Source organism: Streptomyces sp. NBC_00669 (assembly GCF_036226785.1).
In the GTDB taxonomy this organism is placed as follows: Bacteria; Actinomycetota; Actinomycetes; order Streptomycetales; family Streptomycetaceae; genus Actinacidiphila.
On record NZ_CP109018.1, the window covers coordinates 9,412,823 to 9,437,976 of the forward strand.

The window sequence follows — 25,154 nt, forward strand, 5'->3', positions numbered from 1 at the left end:
GGTGATCGATACGCGCCGGCTGCGAACCCTGCGGGCCGTGGCGGACCACCGTACGGTGACCGCCGCGGCCGCCGTGCTGTACCTGACCCCCTCCGCGGTCTCGCAGCAACTCGCGGCACTGGAGGCCGAGGTCGGCCACCAGCTGCTGGTGCGTGACGGCCGCGGGGTCCGGCTGACCGCCGCCGGGGAGATCCTGGTCGCGCACAGCAGCACCGTGCTGGCCCAGCTGGAGCGGGCCGAGGCCGAGCTCGCCGCCTACGCGGGCGGGGCGGCCGGCACCGTGACCGTGGTGTCCTTCGCCACAGGCATCACCACCGTGCTGGCCCGGGCGATGGCCGCGCTGACGCTGTCGTCCCCGGGCATCCGGGTCCGCGTGCGCGACGCCGAGGGCGACGAGAGCCTGGCCATGGTGCTGGACGGGCACGCGGATGTCGCGGTCGCGGTCGAGTACCGCGGTGCGCCGCGCGACGACGACCAGCGGCTGTCCCGGGTGGCCCTGTACGCCGAGCCCTTCGACGCGGTCCTGCCGCGCGGCCACCGGCTGGACGAGGGCGAGCGGGTCCGGGTCGAGGACCTCGCCGACGAGTACTGGATCAGCCCCTACCCGGGCAACCCCTGCCACGACGTGGTCACCCTCGCCTGCGAGCTGGCGGGCTTCCAGCCCCGCGTCGCGCACTCGTCCGACGACTTCCGCGCGGTCGCCGCGCTGGTCGGGGTCGGCGCGGGTGTCGCGCTGGTGCCGCGCTCCGCGCTGCGCGGGGTGCACCTGCCCGATGTCGTGATCCGCCCCGTCGCCGGCAGCCCCGCCACCCGCCGGGTCTTCGCCGCGGTCCGGCGCGGCGCCGAGCAGCACCCCCTGATCCGCCCGGTCCTCTCGGAACTCCAGGAGGCAGCCGCCACGGCGAGCCCCGACGCGGACTGACCGGCGCGAGGCGCCGCGCCACAGGCGGTCGCGTCAGGGCACCTTCATGCCGCGGGTCGGCGGGGAAGGCCGCACTGTCGGTGGCAGCGGTCAGAATCGGCCCATGACTTCGGTGACCGCGCAGGACTACGCCTGGATACATTCCTCCCCGCTCTTCGGCCACGCGCTGGAGTGCGGCTACAGCCTGGCCCTGGTGCGGGGCGTGCCCCCGGAGGAGGTGCTGCGGGTCATGGGCGCGGAGCCGCAGGGCACATGCGCGGGGGTCGAGGAGCTGATCCAGCTCCAGGACGAGCTGTGCGACCAGCTGGACTACTCGGACAGCTCCTTCCTCGCCGGCGCGTTCACCGTGCCGGGGGAGGACGGCGACTGGACACTCGTCTGGGAACTCGCACGGGGCGGCACGGGCATCCAGCCGCGCTTCATGAAGGCCCTCTCGGCGGGGGGCCGGGCCGTGGAGCACTCCCGCAACGGCGGCAAGCCCATCAACGGCTTCTCCTGGTACGAGGACGGGGAGCTGCGCACCACCTTCGAAGGGCCCACGTTCAGAAGCGGCAGCACCCCCGACGCCCTCCTCCCGATGATGCGCGAGGTCGGCTGCGACCTCCGGGACGAGGACCGCAGGAGCGGCGGCACCGACGACAAGGCGGCGGTCCTCGCCCTGACCGAGCGGCTCACCGGCGTCCGGCTGACGGAGGAAGTGCTCCGGGACGCGCACTACCGGCTCGGGCTCGTCCCCGACGAGCCCGCCGAGGAGTGGACCACCGTCGTCGTCGACATCACCGACGCCCACGGCGAGCGCTTCTACCGGAAGTTCACCCGTGCCCGGATCGAGGAAGCCGCCTCCCGCCGCCGCGCGGAGGCCGACCACCCGAGGATCGACCCCCTCTCCGCCCCGGAGGACACGGTCTGAGCGGTCGGCTCCGGAAGCCCCTCGGGGGTTGACCGCGGAGCCGACCATGCGTCGGAGCGCTGGTCAGAGGCCGGCGCCGGCGCCGGCAGGTCGCGGCCGGACGGGTCGAGACGGGGGCGGCGCCCCAGCACGGCCGACCGGCGGGTACCGCCGCCGAACCGCGCCGGCCGGAGGGTGGCCGGCCGCCCGCCGGCCGCTGTCGGACGCTGTCGGCACCAAGGCGGCAAGGGCCACTGGCCACCGTGCGGCCACGGTCGACGACGGCCTCAGCCCAGGAACTCCTGGCGGGTGGGGGCCGAGGTGCCGAGGTCCACCGGTTCCGGAGCGGGGCGCGGGCCGCCGACCGGTCGGCGTCGTACCAAGGAGCACGAGACGGCGCCGACCGCGATCACGACGATGGGCAGCGCAAGGGTCGGTCGCATCGCGTGGACGACCCCGTGCTCGAACGTGGACGCCGCCACCTGGTCGATGTGATGGGCCAGGCTCGGCGGTGTTCCCTGCGGCGGGTGGACCACCGTGCCGTTCCGCCCGACGCCGACCTCCTGACCGCTCCTGGCGGCGTTGCGGAAGCCGGCCAGGAACGGGCCGCGGACGTCGGCCGGGAGGCCGGCCGCCCGCTTCGCCGCTTCGTCCTGCAGTGACGCGGCCAGGCGGTTCTGCAGTACCGCGCCGACCGCGGCGCTGCCGATCACCGTGCCGATCTGGCGGATCGTGTTCATCACGCCGGAGGCCGCCCCGGCCATCGCGGGCTCCACGTTGTACATGGCGACCGTGACCATCGGGCCGAACACGCAGCCGATGCCTACCCCGGCCGTGACCAGGGCGGGCTGGAACTCCCACCACGCGCGGCCGACATCGGTGACCCAGGTGAGCCAGGCCATCCCGGCCGCGAACAGGGTCAGACCGGTCATCAGGACGTACTTGCCGCCGATCCGGTCCGACATCCGGCCCGCGACCGGCGACAGCACCGCCGACACCACCATCGCCGGCGCCATCACGAGCCCGGCTGTGAGGGGGCTGAAGTCCAGCACCGACTGCAGATAGATCATCACCGGCAGGAACAGGCCGAGCATCCCGACCTGGACGGTCGCGGACACGAAGGTCATGACCGCGTAGTCGCGGTCGCGGAAGAGCACGAAGGGCAGCAGCGGTTCGCCGTGCTGCCGGGTGCCCTGGTGAACCAGGAACAGCACCAGCAGCAGGGCAGCCGCGCCCAGCAGCGCCCAGATCCCGGCGTTCCAGTCGTATCGCTGGCCTTCGGTGAGCGCGAAGGTCAGGCATACCAGCGTCGCCGCGGCGAGGACGACACCCACCATGTCCAGCTTTCGGTGGTTGCCGTGCCGGATGTCGGGGACGAGCGTGACGGCCATCGCCAGGACGATCGCGCCGATCGGGACGTTGACGAAGAAGATCCACCGCCAGCCGGCCGTGCTCACCAGGAACCCGCCGAGGGTGGGCCCGGCGATGGTGGCCACGCCCGCGACTCCGCCCCAGACGCCGAGTGCGGCGCCCCGGCGCTCGGCCGGGAACGTGCCGATGATGATCGTCATCGTCTGCGGCATCAGCGCCGCCGCACCCAGGCCCTGCACGGCCCGGGTGGCGATGAGCTGGGCCGGCCCCTGCGACAGGCCGCACAGCACCGATGCCACGGTGAACAGCGCGACACCCCCGATGAACATGGTGCGCGGCCCGCGCACATCGCCCAGCCGGCCGAAGGTGATCAGCAGTGCGGCGAGGACGAGGATGTAGACATTGATCACCCATAACACCTCGTCAAGCGACGCGTGCAGGCCGCCGATCATGCTGGGGACGGCGACGTTGACGGCCGTCAGGTCCAGCAGTGTCATGAAGAATCCCAGGCTGAGCGTCAGCAGCACCGCCCAGGGATTGCCGCGCCATCTGCTCATTCGTTTCCCATCCTTCGCTCCTCGCATCCCCACGGTCGGTGGCGGAAGCGCCGCCACCGGGTGGGCCCGGCAGGTTGGGCCTCCACGAACACCGCCTCGAACCTTTCGGTTGCCATGGCGTGACTCCTTTCCGGAAGTGAACAGCCGCCGCTCATGGGCGTCGTCGAGGTAGGCGCGCAAGGCGTCTGTGACCAGCGCGGACAAGGACATGCCCGGCTCGATCGCGTGGTGCTCGACCTGCCTGATCAGCCTCCGCGGCGGATGCACGGTGAACTGCTTGACTTCCGCATCACCCGTCGGGCGATACTAGCTCGCTAGATTGCTAGCATCCTAGCCCAGGAGGTCTCCCGTGTCTGCTTTTGCAGCCGATCCACACGACCCGGTTGTCGTCCGCGCAGCCGACGCCGAGCAACTGCCCGAGATCGGCCACTGGCTACTGGCTGACGCCAGTGCCAGCAACGGGGCGCTCAGCGCCCACCGCGTCCGACTCGCCCGCGGCGCAGACGGCGCGGTCCCGCACCGGCACGACCACTCCTCGGAGCTGTTCTTCGTCGTCGACGGAACGCTCCAGGTGCTTGTGGGATCGAAGGTCATCACCGCCGGCTCCGGCGACCTCCTGGTCATCCCGCCGCACTGTGCCCACGCGTTCCGCGCCGCCCCGGAGGACACCGCCGATGCCCTGATCGTGATCACCCCTGGCATCGAACGATTCGACTACCTCCGGCAGGTCGCCAGAATCCGCCGGGGCGAAGCCGGCCGCGACAGCCTGCTCACCGAGCAACACCGCTACGACACCCACTTCGTCACCAGCCCTGCCTGGTAAGGCGAGAGCACCACCTCCAGCAACTCGTTTTCCAGGGCCGCTATTCGCCACACGGATACGGGTGTTCCGAAAGACGCGATCGACGCACGTGGGGAGCGCGGATAGCTTCGTTTCCACCCTGTCAACGGCGCGTTGCGGTGAATTCACGGCCACGTCCGGCCACTCTCGCGCGCCAAGCCGGAGAGGAAGTCATGCCGCCCCCCACTCCCGTTGCCAACCACCCCGAAGTCCCCGCCCCCGCCTCCGTGCGCACGCTCCTCCCTCGCCGCGTGCTGGCCTGGATGCTGTGTGCCCTGGCCCTGCTCGCTACGGTGCCGCTCATGACGCTGTCCACCGCATCCCCGGCCGCCGCCGCCGACAGCGGCCTCGACCCCAGCCAGTTCCACGGCGTGCACTGGTCCCGCCTCGGCGACAACTTCACCCCCGACCGGCTCGTGCTGCAGGGACTGTCCGCGGACGACGACTACAACTCGGCCAGGAGCAAGGCCGACGCGATGTTCGCCACGTTCCAGAGCACGCTGGGCGCCAACACCGTCCGGCTGCCGATGAACCCGGCCACCGCCGACTGGCACACCTACGACGCCGTCATCGACGCCGCGACCGCCAAGGGCTTCAAGGTCATCCTGTGCTACTGGTCCGAGGACGGCAGCAACAAGATCGCCGACAGCTACCTGCCCACCTGGAACCAGATGTGGGACACGGAGGTAGCCAAGTACCTGTCCAACCCGCTGGTCTACTTCGACCCGATGAACGAGCCGGTCGGCTTCACCACCGCCCAGTGGCTGGACTTCGCCGCCAACTGGATCGCCCGCGAGAGCGCCAACGGCCTGCCCAGGAACCGGATGTTCATCGAGGGCGCCGAGGCCGACTCGGGCGGCTGGGGCAGCGACCTGCGACCGCTGTGCGGTGACTCCCGCTTCGACGGCGTCTACCTCGCGATGCACCGCTACGCCTTCCCCTACGGCGCGCGGAGCTACGACGACTGGGTCAACGACATCAAGACGTACATGGGGAACTGCCCCTCGCGCACCGTCATCGAGGAGTTCGGCGCGGACGCCGACAACGGCATCGACTACGACGCCACTCCGAGCGCCACCACCCCCAAGGAAGTCGCGTTCCTGCGGGCCATCACCGACGTCATACGCGAGTACAACCTCGGTGCCATCTGGTGCCACGGCATCGGCGGCAGGACCACGAGCCCGGACCACGACTCGCTGAACATCCTCCGGCTCTTCAGCGGCTTCGACAGCGGCAGCACCCAGAACCTGCCGCTGTGGACGCCGAACCCCACCGCCGTCAACCGTCTCAAGTACGCCTGGGGCACGCCGAGTTCGGACACCACCCGGCTGCAGAACGTCGGCTACGACGCGTGCCTCGACGTGCCCGGCGCGTCGCAGGCCGACGGCGTCCAGGTCCAGGTCACGACCTGCGGCAGCGGTGACAACCAGCAGTGGACCCGGCACTCCGACGGGACGATCACCGTGTACGGCGGGACGAAGTGCCTGGCCGCCGCGGGTTCCGGCACGACCAACGGCACCCGTGTGGTCATCGACGACTGCCAGGGCGGGGCCGGGCAGCAGTGGTACCAGTTCTCCGACGGGACGATCCGCAACGCCGGCTCCAAGCTCTGCCTGGACGCGGACCTGTACAGCGAGCAGAACGTCCAGCTCTGGTCCTGCGGCAACGGCGACAACCAGAAGTGGCAGACCGTGTAGGCAGGCCCTACAGGCAGGGACCGCCACCGCGTACGCGCGCCGCCGGCCACGGGAACCGTCACCGTGACCGGCGGCGGGCATTCCCGCGAACCGCCGCCGGGCGAACCGCCGCCCGGGCGAGCCGCTGGGCGAACCGCCAACGGGAGAAGCCCGCCGCCGGGAGAATCACGAAACCGCCGGCCCGTTTCCGTAAGGCGCCCGTTTCGCCGGAGGAAAGATCCGAAATCCGGATGGACGCCTGCCGATTCTCGCACTTGGGTTTTCCGGAACGGGAATTTACCGTCGGTGACATGACGACTCGCTCCCCGGGGCCCCCTCCGGGCCCCGACCGCTTCCTGAACGACCGCTCCGCAAAGGGAATGCGCGTCACGCGCGCCGGGGCCCGGCACGTTGCCGAAAGGCGCGGGGAAATGCCGTCCCCGGAGATCGGTACCGCCCGGCAGGCCGCGGTATGAACGGGGAGGCCCTCGCCCCGGTCCGGCCGCTGGTCCTGCGCCCGGACGTCGACGACGTCGGACTGGTCCTCGGCGACGCGCCGGGCGGCGCTCCCGTCATGGTCGGGGGCACGACGGTCCCGGCCGCCACGGACATCCCGGCCGGACACAAGGTGGCGGTGCGCGCGGTCGCCGCCGGACAGCCGGTCCGCAGGCACGGCGAGGTCATCGGGGTGGCGCTGACCGGCATCAGACCCGGCGACCACGTCCATCTGCACAACCTCGGGCCCGGCCAGGACCACCCCGGTGAGCGCGGGTGGTCCGCCCCGCCGGCCTGGTCCCCGCCGATCGCCCCGACCCGCGACCACTTCCTCGGCTACCGCCGCCCCGACGGCCGGGGCGCGACCCGCAACTACATCGCGATCGTGCCCACCGTGAACTGCTCGGCCACCGTGGCCCGGATGGTCGCGCAGGCCGCGCAACGCGAACACGCCGGCGTGCCCGGCCTGGACGGCGTCATCGCGCTCGCCCACGACCTGGGCTGCGGGATGGCCGAAGGGACGCCGGGCGACGGCCTGTTGCGCCGCACGCTGCACGGATACGCCACGCATCCCAACGTGGTGGGGGCGGTTGTGGTCAGCCTCGGCTGCGAGATCAACCAGCCCGGGAACGCCCTCGGCGACGTGGCGGACACCACCGTGACCATCCAGGACGTCGGCGGCACCGCGGCGGCGGTGCGGGCGGCCCTCGCCCAGGTCGCCGAACTCGTCGCCGAGGTAAGGACATTGCGCCGGGAACCCGTTGCGCTGGCCGAACTCACCCTGGGACTGCAGTCCGGCGACGGCGACGCCTGGTCCGGGATCACCGCGAACCCGGCGGTGGGCGTCGCCGCCGATCTGCTGGTGGCCGCGGGCGGGGGGGTGATCCTCGGCGAGACGCCCGCCCTGCACGGCGCCGGGCACCTTCTGCGCCGCCGGGCCGCGACCTCCGGCGTCGCCGTCCGTATCGAGGAACTCCTCGCGTGGTGGCGGGAGTACGCCGCCCGCGAAGGGGCCGGCCCGCACGGCGAACCCTCGCGGGAGGACCGGGCCGGCGGCATCACCACGCTCGGCGAGAAGTCGCTGGCCGCCGTACTGAAGGCCGGCACCGCCCCGGTGGAGCACGTCGTCGGGTACGCAGATCCGGTGACCGGGGCAGGGCTGACGCTCATGGACACCCCCGGGCACGGCTCGGTCTCGGCGACGGGCATGGTCGCCGGGGGAGCGACGGTGCTCGCCTCCGTCACCGGCAGCGGCTCGCTGTTCGGCTCCCGCCCGACCCCGTGCGTACGGATCAGCACCACCACCGGGCTCTACCAGGCCATGAGCGGCGACATCGACTTCGACGGTGGACGGGCGACGGCCCGCCCGGAACACGTGACACACGGCCGGCTGCTGTTCGAAGCCCTCGTGGACACCGCGTCCGGACACCCGACCACGGCGGAGCAACTCGGCTTCGGCGCCGAGGAGATCACGCCGTGGCGGATGGGCGCGGTGCTGTGACCGCCACTCGCTGACCCTTCCTGTCCTGACCTTCCCTGCCCTGCTCTGCCCCGCCCCGCGCGAATCGCCGGAATAGCGAACCGTCGGCCTCCGCGGCGCGGTGCAAAGGCATGCCCGCCGCTTGGCGACGGCGGTGGGCAGGGCGGCTATCCGGTTAACGGATTGACGCCTGCCGAAACACGAACTTCACACCCGCGACCCCGGGGCCTAGCGTCGATCGCATCCTGACGAGCGGGAATTCGACGCCGGGAGAAGAGCGGTACCAAGGGCCGTCCCCTGCCATTCCCTTCGGCATGCACGAGGGCGCGACGGCGGAAGGACGCGAGCCCGCCGACGTACACAGGACCGGAACTCCACGGAGGAAGCATGTCTGAGCACTGGGGGCGGATCGGCACATCGCAGCCGGGCACCGCTTGCCCGGCTGACGCGACGGCGGGCTGCGCGTCGCCGGCGCGGGCAACCCCGATCGCCGGGATTGCGAGCCGAGGATGACCGGCCGGGCGCCGACGCTCGCGGTGCGCAACGTGTCGAAGTCGTTCGGTGGCGTCGCCGCGGTCCAGGACGTGTCCTTCACCGTCTCCGGCGGCGAGGTCGTAGCGCTGGCCGGGGAGAACGGCGCGGGCAAGTCCACGGTGAAGAACCTCATCGGCGGCATCCTGCGGCCCGACGCCGGACAGGTCGAGTTCGGCGGGGCCGGGCCCGCCGCCGGCACGGGCGGCGCCAGGCACTCCGGTGTGGCCACCGTCCACCAGGAGACCAGCCTCTTCCCGGACCTGACGGTCGCCGAGAACATCCTCATCGGGCGGCTTCGCACCGGGCGGTCGCCGGTCGTACGGCCAGGGCGGCTGCGGCGGATCGCGGCCCCCCTCCTCCAGCGGGTCGGAGCCCGCTTCGGCCCCGACGCGGTGGTGCGGGACCTGGCCGCCGGGCAGCGCCAACTCGTCGAGATCGCCAAGGCGCTCGCCGCCGACCCGCGCGCCGTCGTCTTCGACGAGCCGACCGCCTCGCTGAACCTCGACGAGCGCGAGCTGGTGATGCGGATCGTCGAGCAGCTGCGCGACGACGGAGTGGCGGTGCTCTACATCTCCCACTACCTGGAGGAGATCGCCAGGCTCAGCGGGCGGGTGGTCGTGATGCGGGACGGACGCGTCGTCGGCGACCGGCCGACGGCTGAACTGGACCGGACCACCCTCGAATCGCTCATGGTGGGCCGCGAACTGGCCCGGGGACATCCGGCTCTTCCACGGCCGCGCCCCGACGTCATGCTGTCGGTACGGGATCTGGACGACAACGCGCGGGTGCACGGGATCTCGTTCGACATTGCCCAGGGGGAGATCTTCGGACTGGCGGGACTCATGGGCTCCGGCCGCACCGAGGTCGCCCGGGCCGTCTTCGGGCTCGGCGGAAAGACGGGGCGGATCGAGGTCGACGGGAGACCGCTGCGCCGTGGCGACGTGCGGGCCGCGATAGCGGCCGGAATGGCGTTCGTCACCGAGGACCGGGCGCACGAGGGGTTGTTCCTCGACCGCCCCATCCGGGAGAGCCTGTCCAACGTCGTGCTCGGCTCGGTGTCCGCCTCCCGGTGGGGCGGTTGGCTCAGGAGCGGCGCGGAACGCCGTCTCACCGGGGAACTCGCCGCCAAGGTGCGGCTGGTCGCGCGCGGCGGGCTGGAGTCGGGCGGCCGTTCGCTGAGCGGGGGAAACCAGCAGAAGGTCGTGATCGGCAAGTGGCTGGCCGGCAGGCCCCGGCTGATCATCCTGGACGAGCCGACCCGGGGCATCGACGTGGGCGCGAAGGCGGAGATCCACCGGCTGCTCGTCGATCTGGCCCGCGCAGGTTCCGCGATCCTGCTGATCAGTTCGGAGATGGAGGAGGTGCTCGGCCTCAGCCACCGTGTCGGGGTCATGCACGACGGCGCGCTGGCCGGTGTCCTGGACCGCTCGCAGGCCACCCAGGAAGCGGTCATCCGGCTCGCCACGGGGGGCGGGCGATGAAGCCGGCCACCCGGGTCCGCGGCGTCCGCGACATCCGGGACGTCCGCGATGTCCGCTACGTCCGCGACGCTCTTCTCGCCGGTGTGCGGCGCCAGCCGCTGCTGCCCGTCCTCCTGGTCCTGCTGGTCGCGCTGTCCGTGTCCTACGGCGGTTTCGCCGGCACCGCGAACTTCCGCAACATCGCCGTCCAGGCGAGCCCGTTGACCATCGCCGCCGTCGGCGCCACCTACGTGATCATCACGGCGGGCATCGACCTGTCCGTCGGCTCGATGCTCTTCCTGGCGGCCGCCATCGAGTCCAGCGACGCCCTGTCCGGCGGACCGGCCGGCCTGGTCTTCCTCGCGGTCGCGGCGGCCGGCGTGGGCATGGGGCTGGTCAACGGCGCCGCGGTCGCGACGACCCGGGTGCCGGCCCTGGTCGTCACCCTCGCCACGCTCCAGGTCTTCCGCGGCGCGGGCGGGCACATCACCGGCCAGCGGAACATCACCCTGCCGGCGAACCTGCGCGGGATCGGCACGGCGACCGCGCTCGGCGTCCCCGTGCCGGTATGGCTGGCGGCGGGCACGGCCGTCGGCGGGGGACTGCTCTTCAGCCGCACCGTGTTCGGCAGGTACCTCCAGGCGGTGGGCTCCCATCGGGAGGCGGCCGTGCACGCGGGCCTTCCCGTGCGGCGGGTCACCGTCGGGGCGTACGTGCTGGCCGGACTGCTGGCCGCGCTCGCCTCCCTGACCCAGACCGGCCGCCTCGGCGCGGTGCAGCCGTCCATCGGCCAGGGGTACGAACTGACCGTCGTCACCGCCGTGGTCCTCGGCGGCACCAGCCTGTTCGGCGGCCGGGGGAGCGTCACCGGCACCGTGCTGGGCGCGCTCGTCCTCACCACCGCGCAGACCGGCCTGGTGTTCTCGGGAGCCTCGCCCTACGTCTTCGACATCGTGCGGGGCGCGGTGCTGCTCGTCGCCGTTCTGGCGGCCGCGGTGCGGTGGCGGGAGCTGGTCCGGGCGGTCGCGCCGGCCGGTGGCGCTCCGTGGGGCAGGGGCCGGACCGAGCCGGCGGAAGCCGGCGCAACCATGATGAAGGAGTTCAGATGAGACGGTACCCCGTTGCCCGATGCGCGGCCGTGGCCGCCATGGCGACCCTGGCGCTCGCGGCCTGCGGCCCTACCTCCACGTCCGGCTCGGGAGCGGCGTCGGGAAAGGGCCACGGCACGATCGGGGTCAGCTTCGACCTGCTCAACGCGGTCCGCACGTCGGAGAAGTCGGCCATCCAGAAGGCGGCCGCCTCGGCCGGCTACAAGGTGGTCTTCGACGTCGCCGACCAGGACGCCCAGAAGCAGGCGTCGCAGATCCAGGACCTGATCCAGACCCGCCGGGTCGACGCCCTGATCGTCATCGCCCAGGACGGCAAGCAGATCGCCTCCTCGATCAGCCTGGCCAAGGCCCGCCACGTCCCCTTCGTCACCATCGACCGGGCGGTCGCCGACGAGCAGGACGTCTCCTTCCAGATCACCGGAGACCCCAAGGCCGACGGCGAGTTGGCGGCGGACGAGTTCATCGCGGCGGCCAGGACCAAGCCGCTGAAGGTCCTCGAACTGGTGGGCGCGCTGACCGACCAGAACGCGATCGGCCGCCGGGACGGGTTCGGCGACACCCTCAAGGGCAACCCGAAGGTGACCGTGGTGAGCCAGGTGCCCACCAACTGGGACCCGTCCCAGGCGCTGGACGGCACCTCGAACGCGCTGCAGAAGAACCCCGGCATCAACGCGGTCTTCGTCCCCTCGGACTTCCTCCTGCCGTCCGTGCAGTCGGCACTGACCACCGCCAAGCGGCTGGCACCGGTCGGCGACCCCCAGCACGTCTTCCTCGTGACGATCGACGGCGACCAGAACGGCTGCAAGGCCATCCGCGCCAAGACCCTGGACGCCGACATCGCCACCCGCGTCGACCAGTTCGGCAAGGAGGCCGTCACGTCGATCACCACGGCGCTGGCCGGCAAGGACGTCGTGCCCAGGACGGTCCGCAGCGCCGGCGTCACCCTCGACCAGGCCAACCGCGCGGCCACCGAGTCCCGGGTCTGGGGTTGTGGTGGCTAGCTCCAGGACCGGTGAGGACCCGGCGCACGCGTCCGCCCCCGCAACCCCGGCACCCGACACCGACACCGACACCGACGCCGACGCCGACGCAGGCGCCGGACCGCGACCGGCGCCCCTGGCCCGGCTGCGCGATCCGGCCCGCCGGCCCGCATGGTTCGCGGACCTGTCGATGCTGCCGGCCCTCGCCGTGCTGATCGTCGTGCTGAGCGTGACCACCGACGGGCTGCTGACGTCCTCGAACATCATCAACGTGTTCAGCCAGTCGACCGTGGTCGCGATCGCGGCCATCGGGGCGACCTTCGTCATCCTCACCGGGGGCATCGACCTGTCCACCGGGAGCGTGATCGGGGCGAGCGGTGTCGCGGGCGCCTGGGTCATCACCACCGTCCACAGCGTCCCGGCGGGCATCGCGTTCGCGCTCCTGGTCGGCGCCGGCATCGGGGCACTGGTGGGCCTGCTCGTCGCCAGGCTGCCCGTCGTGCCGTTCGCGGTCACCCTCGCCGCGCTGTACGTCGTCAGCGGCGGCACCACGCTGCTCAGCCACGGCAGGACCATCGCGCCCGTGCCGGCCGGATTCATCGACTTCAGCATCGACGGTCCCGGCGGCGTGCCGTACGCGGTGTGGATGACGCTCGGGCTGTACGTGTGCGCGCAGATCGCCTTGACCCGTACGGCCTGGGGACGCCGCGTCATCCTGCTGGGCGCCAGCGAGGAGGTCGCCCGTGTCAACGGCGTCAGCGTCGGCCGGGTGAAGGTCGGCGTCTACGCGGTGGCGGGCCTGTTCTCGGCGCTGGCGGGCGTCGTCCTGACCTCCGAACTGGCCGGGGCCGGCGCGAGTATGGGCAGCCCGTTGCTGCTCAACGTCGTGGGCGGAGTCGTGCTGGGCGGGACCAGCCTGTTCGGCGGCCGGGGGAGCCTGCTGCGCACCGCGACAGGGGTGCTGTTCCTCGGGTTCCTCTCCAACGGGATGAGCCTGCTGGGACTGGCCTCCTACGACCAGCAGATGGTGACCGGCGCGCTCATCTTCCTGGCCGCCAGTGCCGACGGCCTCGCCCGCTGGGTGCGGCCGCGGACGGCCGCCGCCTGACCGGCGGGACGGTGGGCCGGGTGCTTCCGCGGCCGCCTTCTCCCGCGGCCGCCTTCGGCCGGCCGATCCGCATACCGGATGACGCTCTTCCGCCGGACGCGCTGTCGGCACGGAGAACCGCTCCCTATGATCGGGACTACGGCCGCGGCCGTACTCCGGTCCCTCATTGTTCCTTGTCCGCAACCGGCCGGCAGGAAGCCGGCACGGACGTGTGCGATTGGATTCCGGGTGATTGACGATCCACACCAGCAGTTGGTCACTCCGCTCGTCGCCCGTCCCGGTCCCGACAACGTGGGACTCGTCCTGGCGGACGTCGCCGCGGGCACGGAAGTCGCCGTCGACACCGGCGCCGTGCCCGCACGCGGCGACATCCCGGCCGGCCACAAGATCGCGCTGAAGGCGATCGCGCGCGGCGCCGCGGTGCGCAAGTACGCCGAGACGATCGGCCACGCCACGGCGGACATCGCGCCCGGGGACCATGTGCACCTGCACAACATGGGGGTGGGGCGGGAGCCGGCCGCCTCGTCCGCACGCGGTGCGGCGACGGCCGGGTGGAAGCCGCCCGCGGCGCCCACCCGCGAGCACTTCCTCGGCTTCCGGCGCCCGGACGGGCGGGCCGCCACCCGCAACTACCTCGCCGTGCTGCCGGCCACCGGGTCGTCGGCGACCGTGGCACGGCTCGTCGCCCAGGCGGCGGGCGCGGCGCACGCGGGCCGGGCCGGCCTCGACGGAGTCGTGGCCCTCACCCACGACCTGGGCCGCGACACGCCGGACGGTGGCCCCGGCGCGGACATCCTGCGCCGGACCCTGCACGGCTACGCCGCCCACGCGAACATCGCCGGCGTCCTGCTGGTCGGGCTGGGGGGCGAGGCCGGCCAGGTGGAGAGCGGCCTCGGGGCCGCCCCCGTCGAGGAGTTGACGATCCGGGACCACGGCGGCACCGCCGCCGCGGTGGCCGAGGGACTGCGCCGGATCGCCTGCCTGGCGGACCGGACGGCGCGGCCGCGGCGCGAGCCGATCCCGGTGTCCGAGCTGGTCCTCGGCCTGCAGTGCGGCGGCAGCGACGCCTACTCGGGCCTGACCGCCAATCCGACCCTGGGCGTGGCCGCCGATCTGCTGGTGGCCGCCGGCGGCCGGGTCGTGCTCGGTGAGACACCCGAGATCCACGGCGCCGAGCACCTGCTGAAAGACCGCGCGGCCACGCCGGAGCTGACCGGGCGCATCGACGAACTGCTGCGCTGGTGGCAGGAGTACACCCGCCGCAACGGCGCCGCGCTGGACGACAACCCGTCCGCCGGCAACCGCGCGGGCGGCATCACCACCATCTGGGAGAAGTCGCTCGGCGCGGTGCTGAAGGCCGGCACCAGCCCGCTCAACGCGGTGGTGGACTACGCCGAGCCGGTCACCGCACCCGGCCTGACCTTCATGGACACCCCCGGGTACGACCCGGTGTCGGCGACCGGCATGGTCGCCGGCGGCGCCAACCTGCTGGCGTTCACCACCGGTCGGGGCTCGCTGTTCGGCTCCCGCCCGGTGCCCTGCGTGAAGATCAGCACGACCACCCGGCTGTTCCGGCACATGACGGGCGACGTCGACTTCGACGCGGGTCCCGCCCTGTCGCACGCGGAGCAGGTCCGCCACGGCACCCGCTTGTTCGAGCTGCTGGTGGACACCGCGTCGGGACGGTCGAGCAAGTCCGAGGAACTCGGTTTCGGCGCGGAGGAGATCGCGCCCTGGCGGATGGGAGCCGTACTGTGACGGACGTTTTCTCGCCCGGTCGGTACCGGTTGGGGGAAGGGCCGCTGTGGGACGCCCGGACCCGCACGCTGTACTGGGTGGACATCGTGGCCGGGGAGATCCTCAGCCGTACGGAGGGCGACGACGCCCCGCACGTCCTGCGGCTGGGCGTGCAGGTCGGCTGCCTCGGGCTCACCGAGGACCCCGGCGTCCTGGTCGCGGGCCTGCGCGACGGCTGGCACCTCGTCGAGGTGCGCACCGGACGGCGGCGGCTGCTGGCCGACCCGGAGGCGGACCGCCCGTCGTGCCGCTTCAACGACGGAGGCGTGGACCCGACCGGACGCTTCTGGACCGGGTCGCTGGAGGACAGCGAGTCCGGCCCGGACGGACGGCTCTACCGGCTCGACGGCGACGGCACCTACCGCACGGCCGACGAGGGCTTCCACTGCTCCAACGGCATCGACTGGTCGCCCGACGGCCGGCGGATGTACTTCGTCGACTCCCGGCAGCACCGCATTCACGCCTACCGCTTCGACCTCGCCGACGGCTCGATCGGCGAGCGCGAGGTCTTCGCCGACACGACCGGCCTGGACGGCGTCCCCGACGGGCTGCGGGTCGACGCGGCCGGCGACGTGTGGTGCGCGTTCTGGGACGGCGCCCACCTCACCCGTTTCGCCCCGGACGGATCGGTCCGCGAGAGCGTCGCGCTGCCGGTGCTGCGGCCCACCAGCGTCGCCTTCGGCGGCCCCGGCCTGCGCACGATGTACATCACCTCCGCCTCGCACGGCCTCACCGACGACCAGCTCCGGCAGTGGCCGCTGTCCGGCGCCGTGCTGCGCCGCGAGGCCACCACACCCGGGCTGCCCGGACACGTCTTCACCACCGCCCTCACGATCGAAGAGACCGAAGAAGCAGGCGATCAATGAGATTCACCGACAAAGTCGCGGTCGTCACCGGTGCCAACTCCGGCATCGGCCGCGCCACCGCCGTCCGGCTGCTGGCCGAAGGCGCCCGCGTGCTCGCCGTGGACCTGCGCCATGACGAGCCCTGGCCCGAAGCCGGCACCGACCGGTTGCGCACCCTCGGCCTCGACATCGCCGACGAGGACGCCGCCGACGTGCTGACCGCCACCCTGCGCGAGGGCTACGAGCGGGTCGACGTGCTCGCCAACGTGGCGGGCGTCCTGCACATCGCGCCGTTCCTCGACGTGCGCCGCGCCGACTGGGACCGCGTCATGGCGGTCAACCTCACCGGCACGTTCTTCCTCGCCCAGGCCGTCGCCCGGATGATGGTCGAGGCGGACGTCCGCGGCCGCATCGTCAACGTCTCGTCGGTGCACGCGGTGGTCTCCGAACCGAGCGCCGCCCCGTACACCGCGACCAAGGGCGGCCTCGAAGCGATGACGCGCACGATGGCCTCCGAACTCGCGCCGCACGGCGTCACCGTCAACTGCGTGCGGCCCGGGCCGGTGCGCACCGGCATGAGCGCGCCGATCTACACGCTCGACGTGGAGCGGGCACTGGCCTCCCGGGTGCCCCTGGGCATCGCACCACCCGAGTGGATCGCGGCGGCGATCTGCTACCTGGCGTCCGACGAGGCGTGCTTCACCACGGGCGCCTGCCTCGACGTCGACGGCGGCTACGCCATGGACGGCGCGCTGCCCGGATTGGCGTACACGTGAGCGCCGCGCGCCCGCGGGTCGCGGTGGTCACCGGCGCGGCCTCCGGCATCGGCCGGGTCACCGCGCACCGGCTGGCGCAGGCGGGATACGACCTGGCGCTGATGGACGTCGACCGGGAGGGCCTGGCCCGGACCCGCGCGGAGATCGAGGACGCGGGCGGCGCGGCGCGGGCGTTCCCCGCCGACCTGCGCAACCCGGACGAGGTCGGCTCGGTCACCCGTGAAGTCGCCGTCACTCGCGGCGCACCCGCCCTGCTGGTCAACGTGGCGGGCACCGGCCTGGCCGCCACGGTGCTGGAGACCAGCGACGAGGACTGGGACCGCGTGCTGTCGGTCAACCTCACCGGGCCGTTCCTGACCGCCCGCGCGATGCTGCCGCTGATGCTCGACAGCGGCGGCGGGGTGATCGTCAACGTCGCCTCGGTCGCCGGCCAGGTGGGCCTGCCGCGGCGGGCCGCGTACTGCGCCTCCAAGGCGGGGCTGGTCGGCCTCACCCGGGCCATCGCGGTCGACCACGCCAAGGACGGCATCCGGTGCGTGGCGATCTGCCCGGGCACCGTGGCGACGGAGTGGGTCGACACGATGGTGGCGAACGCACCCGACCCGGCCGCGGCCCGGCAGGCCATGGCCGCCCGGCAGTTGGACGGGCGGCTCGGCTCGCCCGAGGAGGTCGCGGCCACCATCGCGTTCGTCGCGGGACCCGAGGGCCGCTTCATCAACGGGACCGCGCTGATCATCGACGGCGGCCTCACCGCGGCCTGACGGCTCCGGCCCGGCCCAGCCGTCCGCGAGCACATCCCTAGAGGCGTCGGCGTCGGCGGGGGTAGCTTGGCCCGCACACGAAAGGAACTCCAGTGACCCTTTCCACCGGCGACGATGGTCTCCCGTCAGAACAGGGAACCATGGTGACGCGCGACGCGATGTCTCTGCAGACGGCGTGGCTGCGCAGTTTCCTCGCGGTCGCCGACCGAGGGGGATTCGGCACCGCGACGCACACCCTGCACCTCTCGCAGTCGCGGGTGAGCGCGCACATAGCCGCGCTGGAACACGCCCTGGGCGTCTCGCTCTTCGACCGCAAGGCCCGCCCGATCTGCACCACCCCGGCCGGAGAGCTCTTCTACGGGCACGCCCAGGCGGCGCTCCAGGAGTTGCAGCGCGGTGTGGACGCCGCCCGCAGCACGCAGGACCAGTTCGTCGCGCACCTCACCGTCGCCAGTTACCCGTCGGTGAGTTCCACCTATCTGCCGGCGCTGCTGCAGGTCCTGAAGTCCGAGTGCCCCGGGCTCACCGTGGAGCTGTGGGAGGGGACGGCGGCCACCTTGGAGGAGGCCGTCGCGACCGGTGTCGTCGACATCGCGTTCCGGCCCACGCTGCCGAAGATGCGTGAACCCACGCTGTGCCACCGCACGATCTGGCGGGAGGACATCGTCGCGGTGATGCGCGACAGCGATCCGCTCGCCGCGGAACCCCTGATCGGCATCGACGACATCCTGTCCCGGCCGCTGATCGGCAACCCGGCGGGTTCGGAGGAGGAGGGCGGCGGCTTCGACCTGCGGCACATGCTCGGGGAGTACGAGTCGAAGGCGGACGTCGCCTACCTCACCGACCACCCCGCGACGCTCGTCGCCCTGGTCCGCTCCGCGTTCGGCATCGGCGTCATCAACCAACTCGCCGTGCAGACCACGCCGGTCGACGGGCTCGCGGTCCGCCGGATCAAGTCGCCCACCGCGCACCGCGACGTCGCCCTGTTCTGGACCCGGCGGCGTTCCAGCAACGCGGCCGTCTGCGCCTTCCTGCACGCCCAGGAGCACACACCGCTGCCCGCGGGCGTACGGCCGCTGCACGCCGAGGCGTGAGCCGTCGCGGTCGGCGCGCGGAACCGACGTGCGGTCAGCTTCCCCAGATCCGCTCGGCGTAGCGGACGAAGTTGCCGCCCATGACCCGGGCGATGCGCTCCTCGGACCAGCCGCGCCGCTCCAGCAACCCGATGAGCCTGCGGAACTGGTCGACGCCGCGCAGGTCCACCACGAAGGGGAAGGTGTCGGCGCGTTCCCCGGCCGCGCCGACCCCGGCGCGGCGGCGCTCCGCCACGTGCTCGGCCAGCGTGGCCCGGTAGCCGTCGAGGTCGTCGATCGCGGTCACCGGCCCGTCGGTGCCGATGCCGACCGCCTCCTCGCCGCACACGTTCACCGCGTGGACCAGGTGCTCGACCACGTCGTCGGCGGTGGGGTGGCCGGAGGCGGCGAGGAAGGGCATGAAGTAGATCCCGACGAAGCCGCCGCGCTCGGCGACCAGGCGCAGTTCCTCGTCGGTCTTGTTGCGCGGCAGGTCGCACAGGGCCCGGCAGCCGGTGTGGTTGATCGAGACCGGCGCGCCGGCGATCCGGGCCGCCTCCAGGCAGGTGTTCTCGCCGCTGTGGGAGAGATCGACCATCAGCCGGTGCTCGCCCAGCCGTTCGACGACCTCCCGTCCGAAGGGGCTGAGCCCGCGGTTCTGCGGTGCCATGGAGCCGTCGCCGATGTGGTTCGCCTGGTTGTAGGTCAGCTGCACGACCCGGACGCCGAGGCGGGCGAACTCCGCCACCCGGTCCAGGTCCCGGCCGATGGCCACCGCGTTCTGGAACCCGTAGACCACGCCGATCCGGCCCTCCTCGCGGGCGCGGAGGATGTCCCGTGCGGTGAGCACCTTGAGCAGGTCCGCCCGGTGGTCGCGGAGGATGCCGTCCCACACCTCGATCTCGGCGAGGGTGTGCGGGTAGGGCTCCATGTCGCCGATGGTGTAGCCGAGCGTGATGTTCACGGCGGTCAGCCCCGAGGCGCGGGCGTCGGCGACGGTGCGTTCGTCGACGCGGATGTCGCTGCTGCTCTGGACCAGGGACCCGGCGGTCTCCGCGGACGCGTTCGGGTTCTGCAGTTCGCCGAGGGCGTTGACGATCAGCGGGGTGCGGGTGCTCACTTCGCCACCGCCGTTCCCGCGGCGGGGGCCGGCTCGACGAAGTCCGCACGGTGGTGCGGGCGGCCGCGCTTGACGACCGTGCGGACGCTGCGCAGGGCGGCGGCCAGGTCGGCCGCCGGGTCGGCGCCGAGGATGACCAGGTCGGCGATCTTTCCCTCCTCGACGGTGCCGCGCTCGTGCTCGGCTCCGAGGCTGCGCGCGCCGATCAGGGTGGCGCTGCGGATGACCTGAAGGGGCGTCATGCCGCACCGCTCGTGGAGGTGGACCAACTCGTCGTGCAGGGGCGGCCAGGCCGAGGCGGGGTCCGGGTCGCTGTCGGTGCCGGTGGAGATCTCCACACCGGCCCGGTGGGCCTGGGCGGTGATCGCGGCGGTGACGGCGTCGTTGGCGAGGGCGCGCTCGCGTGGTTCCGCGGCGTCGCCGGCCTCGGCCGCGATCCTGCCCCACATCGACGCGGTGGCGTCCAGGATCGTGCCCCGGGCGCGCATCATCCCGAACAGGGCCTCGATCGCCGGGTCGTCGCCCCGCTCGAACCGGGCCGCGTCCACCGGCGGCTTGGTCCGGTAGCGGATCAGCGGTCCCTCGGCGGCCTCGTGGACCAGCAGGCTCGCGTGCGAGATGCTGTCGACTCCGGCGGCGACCACCTCGCCCGGCTTCGCCGGGAACACGGCGGCGTGCGCCCAGACCAGGAGTCCCTGCCGGTGCGCCTGCGCCGTGATGGCGGCGACCCGGTCCGCCGGCAGGTCCGCGTAGATCTTGATCGCGGTGGCGGAGGTGCCGCGCGCCATGGCGACGGCGAGCGGAAGGTCGGTGTCCTCGTCCACCGCCTGCATCCACGGGTTCCGGCCCGGTATCGCGCCCTGGGAGACCTGCCAGGTCCGCGGGTCGTCGAAGAAGGTCGGGCCGGCCATCAGCGCGGCGTAGTACAGGTCCGGGGCGGGGATCTCGCCGACCCGGGAGGCGCGGGCCAGGTCGCCGACCTGGCGCAGGTCGTCGGCCATGTCGCGGGCCGTGGTCACGCCGCCGAACAGGTCGCGGCGCAACACGGCCTCGGCGACCGGGCGGTTGGGCGGTGTCGCCAGGTGCTGGTGCGAGTCGATCAGGCCGGGCAGGACGAACGCGCCCGTCACGTCCACGACTTCGGCGTCGCGGAAGTCGGCGGGGTCGACCTCGGCGTCGGCGGCGACCCGTACGATCCGCTCGCCGTCGACCACGATCGTGGTCCCGGGGCGGCCGGCCTCGCCGGTGCCGTCGACGAGGGTCGCGCCACGGTAGAGCACCACGGTGCCGGCCGGCGCCGGGGCGAAAGGCGTCGGGGCGGCGACGGGCTCGTCACTCATGGGTCGGTTCTCCCTCCAGGCCCGGACTGTTACATTGCTTGCAACAGGTGATCCGTTGGTCGGAACAGCGGCCACCCTACCCGCCCCTCGGACGGGGTGGCGGACCCGCCCGCGAGCCGCCGGGGACGCCGAGGCGCCCCGCGCGTCCGGCGACCTCCGCCGGCGCGGAGCGCGCGGGCGTCCGCGGACCCGTCCGGGCCGCCCGGTGCCGGCAACGCGGCGCCCGGCGCCGACAACGAGAGGACCGCTCCGTGCCCGCGTCCGGCAACTCCGCCGTGGACAAGGCCCTGGACCTGGTGGAAGCGGTCGCCCGGTCCGGCCGCCCGCTGCGGCTCAGCGAGATCGCCGACCCCCTCGGCCTGCAACGGCCCACCGCCCACCGGGTGCTGGCCGACCTGGTCCGCCGCGGCTGGGTGATGCGCATCGGCGACCGCTACCTGCCGGGCACCGTCGTGCTCCAGCTCTCGCGGGCGACCGCCGCGCACTCCCTGGTCGGCATCGCCCGGCCGGTACTGGAGCGGCTGTCCGCGGCCACCGCGACGATGGTCAACCTCCAGGTCCCCGAGGAGGACCGGTCCCGTGTGGTCGACGTGGTCCGCCCGGCACGGCTGGAGATGATCAGCGACCTGCGCGACGAACTCCTGCCGGTGCACCGGTTCGCCGGTCCGCTGGCCCTGGTCGCCGCCATGGACGAGCGGACCCGCGCCCCCTACCTGGCGGCGGCCGCCGCCGCGGGCCATCCCCTGGAGGGCCCCGACGGTCTGCTCGCCGACCTGGACCGTACGGCCCGCACCGGCTGGGGCGTGCAGATCGGCCGCACCCAGCGGATGGTGGCGTCCGTCAGCCGTGCCGTCCTCACCCCGGACGGCCGGCCGCTGTGCGCGCTGACCCTGGTCGGGCCGACTCCGGAGTTCGAGGAGCCGAACCTCTCCCGGCTGCGGGACGAACTGCGTTCGGCGGCCGAGGAGTTGGCCGCCGCTCTGGGCGTTCCGGGGGGCGCGGCATGACCGCGGGGGAGCGGGCGGCCGGGCCCGCCGTCCTCGGCCACGACGCCACCGTGGCCGCGCTCGACCCGCTGCGGCTGCTGGACGCCGTCGGCGGCGCCCTGGCCGCGATCGCCGCGGGGACCGTCTCCGCGCCGCCCCGTATCGCCGCCTTCGGGCCGCACGGCCTGCTCGGGGCGATGCCCGCCCACGTCCCCGGCCTCGGGCTGGCCGCCAAGCTGGTCACCGTCTTCGACGACCCGGCCCACCCCGGGCGCACCGCGCACCAAGGCGTCGTCGCCCTGTTCGACGAGACGGACGGGCGCCTGCTCACCCTGGTCGACGCCGAACCGCTGACCGCCCTGCGTACCGCGGCCACCGCGACCGCCGCCCTGCTGGCCCTGGCCCGGCCGGGCACCGAGCAGGTCACGGTGATCGGCACGGGCGCCCAGGCGGACGCCCAACTCACCCTGCTGACCGCCGTCCTCGGCGCGCCCGAGGGCGACCTGCCGGCCCGTCGCCTCCCCTGGCCGGCCGGCGCCGCGCCGACCGTCACCGTGGCCGGGCGCGATCCGGACCGCACCCGCGCGCTGGCCGCCCGGCACGGCGTCGTGGCCGCGCCCTGCGTCGAGTCGGCGGTCCGCGGCGCCGACGCCGTCCTGTGCTGCACCGCGGCCCGCGAGCCCGTCGTGGACCGCGCGTGGCTGCGGCCCGGTGCCCACGTCAGTTCCGTCGGCGGCTCGGGCGGTCCTGAGGTCGACCCGGCCACCGTCCGGGACGCGCTCCTGTTCGCCGAGTGGGACGGCGCGGCCGCCGCCCCGCCCCCGGCCGGCGCCCACGAACTCCAGGGCCTCGACCCGTCCCGGCTCACCCTCCTCGGCGCCGTGCTCAGCGGCTCGCGCCCGGGCCGCCGCGACGCCACCGAGCTGACCTTGTTCAAGTCCACCGGGCACGCCGCCCTCGACGTGGCAGCCGCCCGCGTGGCGCACGACGCCCACCTGGCGCGTCGCGGGAGTGCGGGGGAGCCGCTGCGCGCGGAGGGCCGCCGGGCGCCTCGCCGTCGATGACGTCGGCTTCGTAGGCGGCGGCTTCGAGGGCGACACCGTCGCTGCCACGTTCGGCACCTCGCCGGCCGTAACTCCCGGGCGCCGCCCGGCCCGGTCCACGCCGCCTGGCCCGCCCGGTCCACGCAGCCCGGTCCGCGAACGGGTTCGCGCGTCGCCGCGGCACGGCCAAGATCGGCACCCCTCGGGGAGCCCCTTCGCCGCGACCGCGCCCTCATCGCCGAGCCATTACTTGGCTAGCCACATAAACGGTGGTACTTTTTATGTGGCTGGCCACGTAAAGGTGGCCGGTGACGTCATCCTTGGGGAGGCAGCAGTCATGAAGGCCATCGTTTTCGACACGTTCGGCGGCACCGAGGTCCTGCACGAGGCGGAGATCGAGGTCCCGCAGCCGGGCCCCGGCCAGGTACGCGTCCGCGTCAGGGCCGTCGGTGTCAACCCGGTGGACGGCAAGATCCGCTCCGGCGGCATGGAGGCGATCTTCCCGACCACGCTCCCCGCCGTGCCCGGCGGGGAGATCGCCGGTGTGGTCGACGCCGTCGGTGAGGGGGTCGACCACCTGAAGGAAGGCGACGAGGTGCTGGGCTGGTCCGACACCGGCTCCTACGCCCAGTACGCCGTGGCATCCGCGTCCGTTCTCGCCCACAAGCCGGCCGGGCTGGACTGGGCACACGCCGCCGCGCTGCCCGTGGCGAGCGACGGTGCCGAACGAGTGCTGGACCTGCTCGGCCTCGCCTCGGGCGAGACGCTGCTGATCCACGGCGCGTCCGGTGCGCTCGGCACCATCGCCGTCCAACTGGCCGTCGCCCGCGGCGCCCGCGTCATCGGCACCGCCGGCCCGGCCAACCAGGAGTACGTCGCCTCGCTCGGCGCCACCGCGCTGGTCTACGGGGAGATCCTGGTCGAACGGGTCCGGGCCCTCGCCCCCGAGGGGGTGGACGCTGTCTTCGACGCCGCGGGGAAGGGCGCCTTGGAGGACTCCATCACGCTGCGCGGCGGCACCGACCGGATCGTCACCACCGCCGACTTCCGCGCCCGCGAACTCGGTGTCGTCTTCGCCGAGGGCCCGCAGCGCCGCTCCGCCGCCCGGCTGGCCGAACTGGCCATGCAGGCCGGCGACGGCACCCTGGTGACCACGGTCGGGGCCACCTACCCGCTCGCGGAAGCCGCCAAGGCGCAGCAGGCCAGCGATGCCGGCCACAACCGCGGCAAGATCGTCCTCACCGTCAACTGAACAGCAGGTGCGGGCTCCTGAGGCGGCGTACCGGCGTATCGGATTGCCGGCTTGCTGAGAACACGGCCGTGCGGATGCCACCGCACGCGAGCCGGCTCGTACGATCCCCGTAGCCGCACACGCCGCCTGCCTCCGCACCTTGTCCACTCACCATGCCCATGGAGTAGCGATGCCCGACAGCACTTCACCCGAGCCGCCGGCCACGGCGCGTGACGGGCGATTGAGCTACGCCATCTTCCAGCTCGCTCGCGCCCACCGCGCCCGCGCCGCCGCCATGCTGCGCGCCATGAACCTGCACCCTGGGCAGGAACTGCTGCTGATGCAGCTCTTCGACAAGGACGGCCAGACCCAGGCCGAACTGCTGGGCTGTGTCGGCCTGGACCATTCCACCGTCTCCAAGTCACTGCGCCGCATGCAGGAATCCGGACTGCTCACGCGGGAACCGGCCGCCCATGACCGGCGGGTCATGGTGGTCAGCCTCACGGATGCCGGCCGGGCCCTTCAGGAGCCCATCGCCGACATGTGGCGCACCCTGGAGCAGCTCTCCGTGCGCGACCTGACCCCTGATCAGATCGAAGCGTTCACCGCGTGTGCGTACACGATCGAGAAGTCGATCGGGGATCACGGGCGCCCCGTGCCTGGCGGCGAACTCGGCTGAGCGGCCCGGTTCTCCAGGGTTGCCCGGGATCGTCCAACGGGCAGCCCAGTCAGCCCAGGCCGTCCAGTCAGTCCGGTAGTC

The 25,154-nt window shown here is 73.0% G+C and carries 21 protein-coding genes; 18 read left to right on the forward strand and 3 right to left on the reverse strand.

Annotation, left to right across the window (positions count from 1 at the left end):
- The first annotated feature begins 1 nt into the window (after position 1).
- Both OG896_RS39550 and OG896_RS39555 read left to right on the forward strand, forming a co-directional pair.
- A complete protein-coding gene (locus OG896_RS39550; RefSeq protein WP_329373321.1) occupies positions 2-922 on the forward strand; it encodes a LysR family transcriptional regulator in 921 nt (306 codons plus the stop codon).
- Between the two features lie 103 nt (positions 923-1,025).
- Positions 1,026-1,832, forward strand: a complete 807-nt coding sequence (locus OG896_RS39555; protein WP_329373323.1) for a DUF6461 domain-containing protein — start codon at positions 1,026-1,028, stop codon at positions 1,830-1,832.
- A 266-nt stretch (positions 1,833-2,098) separates the two neighbouring features.
- Here the strand turns inward: OG896_RS39555 and OG896_RS39560 are convergent, their stop codons facing one another.
- The gene (locus tag OG896_RS39560) at positions 2,099-3,739 is read right to left on the reverse strand and encodes an MFS transporter (protein ID WP_329373325.1); all 1,641 of its coding nucleotides are present in this window, start codon (positions 3,737-3,739) and stop codon (positions 2,099-2,101) included.
- A 349-nt stretch (positions 3,740-4,088) separates the two neighbouring features.
- Here OG896_RS39560 and OG896_RS39565 point away from each other — a divergent pair, with 349 nt between their 5' ends.
- The 12 genes from OG896_RS39565 to OG896_RS39620 all read left to right on the forward strand — a co-directional run bounded on the left by OG896_RS39565 (position 4,089) and on the right by OG896_RS39620 (position 18,695).
- The gene (locus OG896_RS39565) at positions 4,089-4,562 is read left to right on the forward strand and encodes a cupin domain-containing protein (RefSeq protein WP_329373327.1); all 474 of its coding nucleotides are present in this window, start codon (positions 4,089-4,091) and stop codon (positions 4,560-4,562) included.
- A 191-nt stretch (positions 4,563-4,753) separates the two neighbouring features.
- Entirely contained in the window at positions 4,754-6,277 is a 1,524-nt protein-coding gene (locus OG896_RS39570) for a ricin-type beta-trefoil lectin domain protein (RefSeq protein ID WP_329373329.1), read from the forward strand.
- 451 nt (positions 6,278-6,728) lie between these two features.
- Positions 6,729-8,252, forward strand: coding sequence for a UxaA family hydrolase (locus OG896_RS39575; RefSeq protein WP_329373331.1), 1,524 nt, complete (start codon positions 6,729-6,731; stop codon positions 8,250-8,252).
- Positions 8,253-8,740: 488 nt separating this feature from the next.
- The gene (locus OG896_RS39580) at positions 8,741-10,246 is read left to right on the forward strand and encodes a sugar ABC transporter ATP-binding protein (protein WP_329373333.1); all 1,506 of its coding nucleotides are present in this window, start codon (positions 8,741-8,743) and stop codon (positions 10,244-10,246) included.
- Entirely contained in the window at positions 10,243-11,334 is a 1,092-nt protein-coding gene (locus OG896_RS39585; protein ID WP_329373335.1) for an ABC transporter permease, read from the forward strand. Before OG896_RS39580 ends, OG896_RS39585 begins: the two co-directional genes overlap by 4 nt.
- The gene (locus OG896_RS39590) at positions 11,331-12,335 is read left to right on the forward strand and encodes a sugar ABC transporter substrate-binding protein (RefSeq protein ID WP_329373337.1); all 1,005 of its coding nucleotides are present in this window, start codon (positions 11,331-11,333) and stop codon (positions 12,333-12,335) included. The genes OG896_RS39585 and OG896_RS39590 overlap by 4 nt, the downstream gene beginning before the upstream one ends.
- A complete protein-coding gene (locus OG896_RS39595; RefSeq protein WP_329373339.1) occupies positions 12,328-13,422 on the forward strand; it encodes an ABC transporter permease in 1,095 nt (364 codons plus the stop codon). The genes OG896_RS39590 and OG896_RS39595 overlap by 8 nt, the downstream gene beginning before the upstream one ends.
- Before the next feature lie 228 nt (positions 13,423-13,650).
- Positions 13,651-15,180, forward strand: a complete 1,530-nt coding sequence (locus tag OG896_RS39600; RefSeq protein ID WP_329373340.1) for a UxaA family hydrolase — start codon at positions 13,651-13,653, stop codon at positions 15,178-15,180.
- Positions 15,177-16,085, forward strand: coding sequence for an SMP-30/gluconolactonase/LRE family protein (locus tag OG896_RS39605; RefSeq protein ID WP_329373342.1), 909 nt, complete (start codon positions 15,177-15,179; stop codon positions 16,083-16,085). Before OG896_RS39600 ends, OG896_RS39605 begins: the two co-directional genes overlap by 4 nt.
- Positions 16,082-16,840: an SDR family NAD(P)-dependent oxidoreductase gene (locus OG896_RS39610; protein WP_329373344.1), complete on the forward strand. Its 759-nt coding sequence runs from the start codon at positions 16,082-16,084 to the stop codon at positions 16,838-16,840. The genes OG896_RS39605 and OG896_RS39610 overlap by 4 nt, the downstream gene beginning before the upstream one ends.
- Positions 16,837-17,601: an SDR family NAD(P)-dependent oxidoreductase gene (locus tag OG896_RS39615; protein WP_329373346.1), complete on the forward strand. Its 765-nt coding sequence runs from the start codon at positions 16,837-16,839 to the stop codon at positions 17,599-17,601. The genes OG896_RS39610 and OG896_RS39615 overlap by 4 nt, the downstream gene beginning before the upstream one ends.
- Before the next feature lie 158 nt (positions 17,602-17,759).
- Positions 17,760-18,695, forward strand: a complete 936-nt coding sequence (locus tag OG896_RS39620) for a LysR family transcriptional regulator (RefSeq protein WP_329373348.1) — start codon at positions 17,760-17,762, stop codon at positions 18,693-18,695.
- A gap of 34 nt (positions 18,696-18,729) precedes the next feature.
- On the opposite strand, the gene OG896_RS39625 is transcribed toward OG896_RS39620, so the two are convergent.
- Entirely contained in the window at positions 18,730-19,794 is a 1,065-nt protein-coding gene (locus OG896_RS39625; protein WP_329373350.1) for a dipeptidase, read from the reverse strand.
- On the reverse strand, positions 19,791-21,134 hold the full coding sequence (locus OG896_RS39630; RefSeq protein ID WP_329373352.1) for an amidohydrolase family protein: 1,344 nt from the start codon (positions 21,132-21,134) through the stop codon (positions 19,791-19,793). The genes OG896_RS39625 and OG896_RS39630 overlap by 4 nt, the downstream gene beginning before the upstream one ends.
- Before the next feature lie 251 nt (positions 21,135-21,385).
- On the opposite strand from OG896_RS39630, the gene OG896_RS39635 reads away from it, so the two are divergent.
- From OG896_RS39635 to OG896_RS39650, 4 genes are all read left to right on the forward strand, one after another.
- The gene (locus tag OG896_RS39635) at positions 21,386-22,141 is read left to right on the forward strand and encodes an IclR family transcriptional regulator (protein WP_329373354.1); all 756 of its coding nucleotides are present in this window, start codon (positions 21,386-21,388) and stop codon (positions 22,139-22,141) included.
- Positions 22,138-23,184: an ornithine cyclodeaminase family protein gene (locus tag OG896_RS39640; RefSeq protein ID WP_329373356.1), complete on the forward strand. Its 1,047-nt coding sequence runs from the start codon at positions 22,138-22,140 to the stop codon at positions 23,182-23,184. The genes OG896_RS39635 and OG896_RS39640 overlap by 4 nt, the downstream gene beginning before the upstream one ends.
- 316 nt (positions 23,185-23,500) lie before the next feature.
- Positions 23,501-24,415, forward strand: a complete 915-nt coding sequence (locus OG896_RS39645) for an NADP-dependent oxidoreductase (protein ID WP_329373358.1) — start codon at positions 23,501-23,503, stop codon at positions 24,413-24,415.
- A 169-nt stretch (positions 24,416-24,584) separates the two neighbouring features.
- Positions 24,585-25,073, forward strand: a complete 489-nt coding sequence (locus tag OG896_RS39650) for a MarR family winged helix-turn-helix transcriptional regulator (RefSeq protein ID WP_329373359.1) — start codon at positions 24,585-24,587, stop codon at positions 25,071-25,073.
- Positions 25,074-25,154 lie beyond the last annotated feature (81 nt).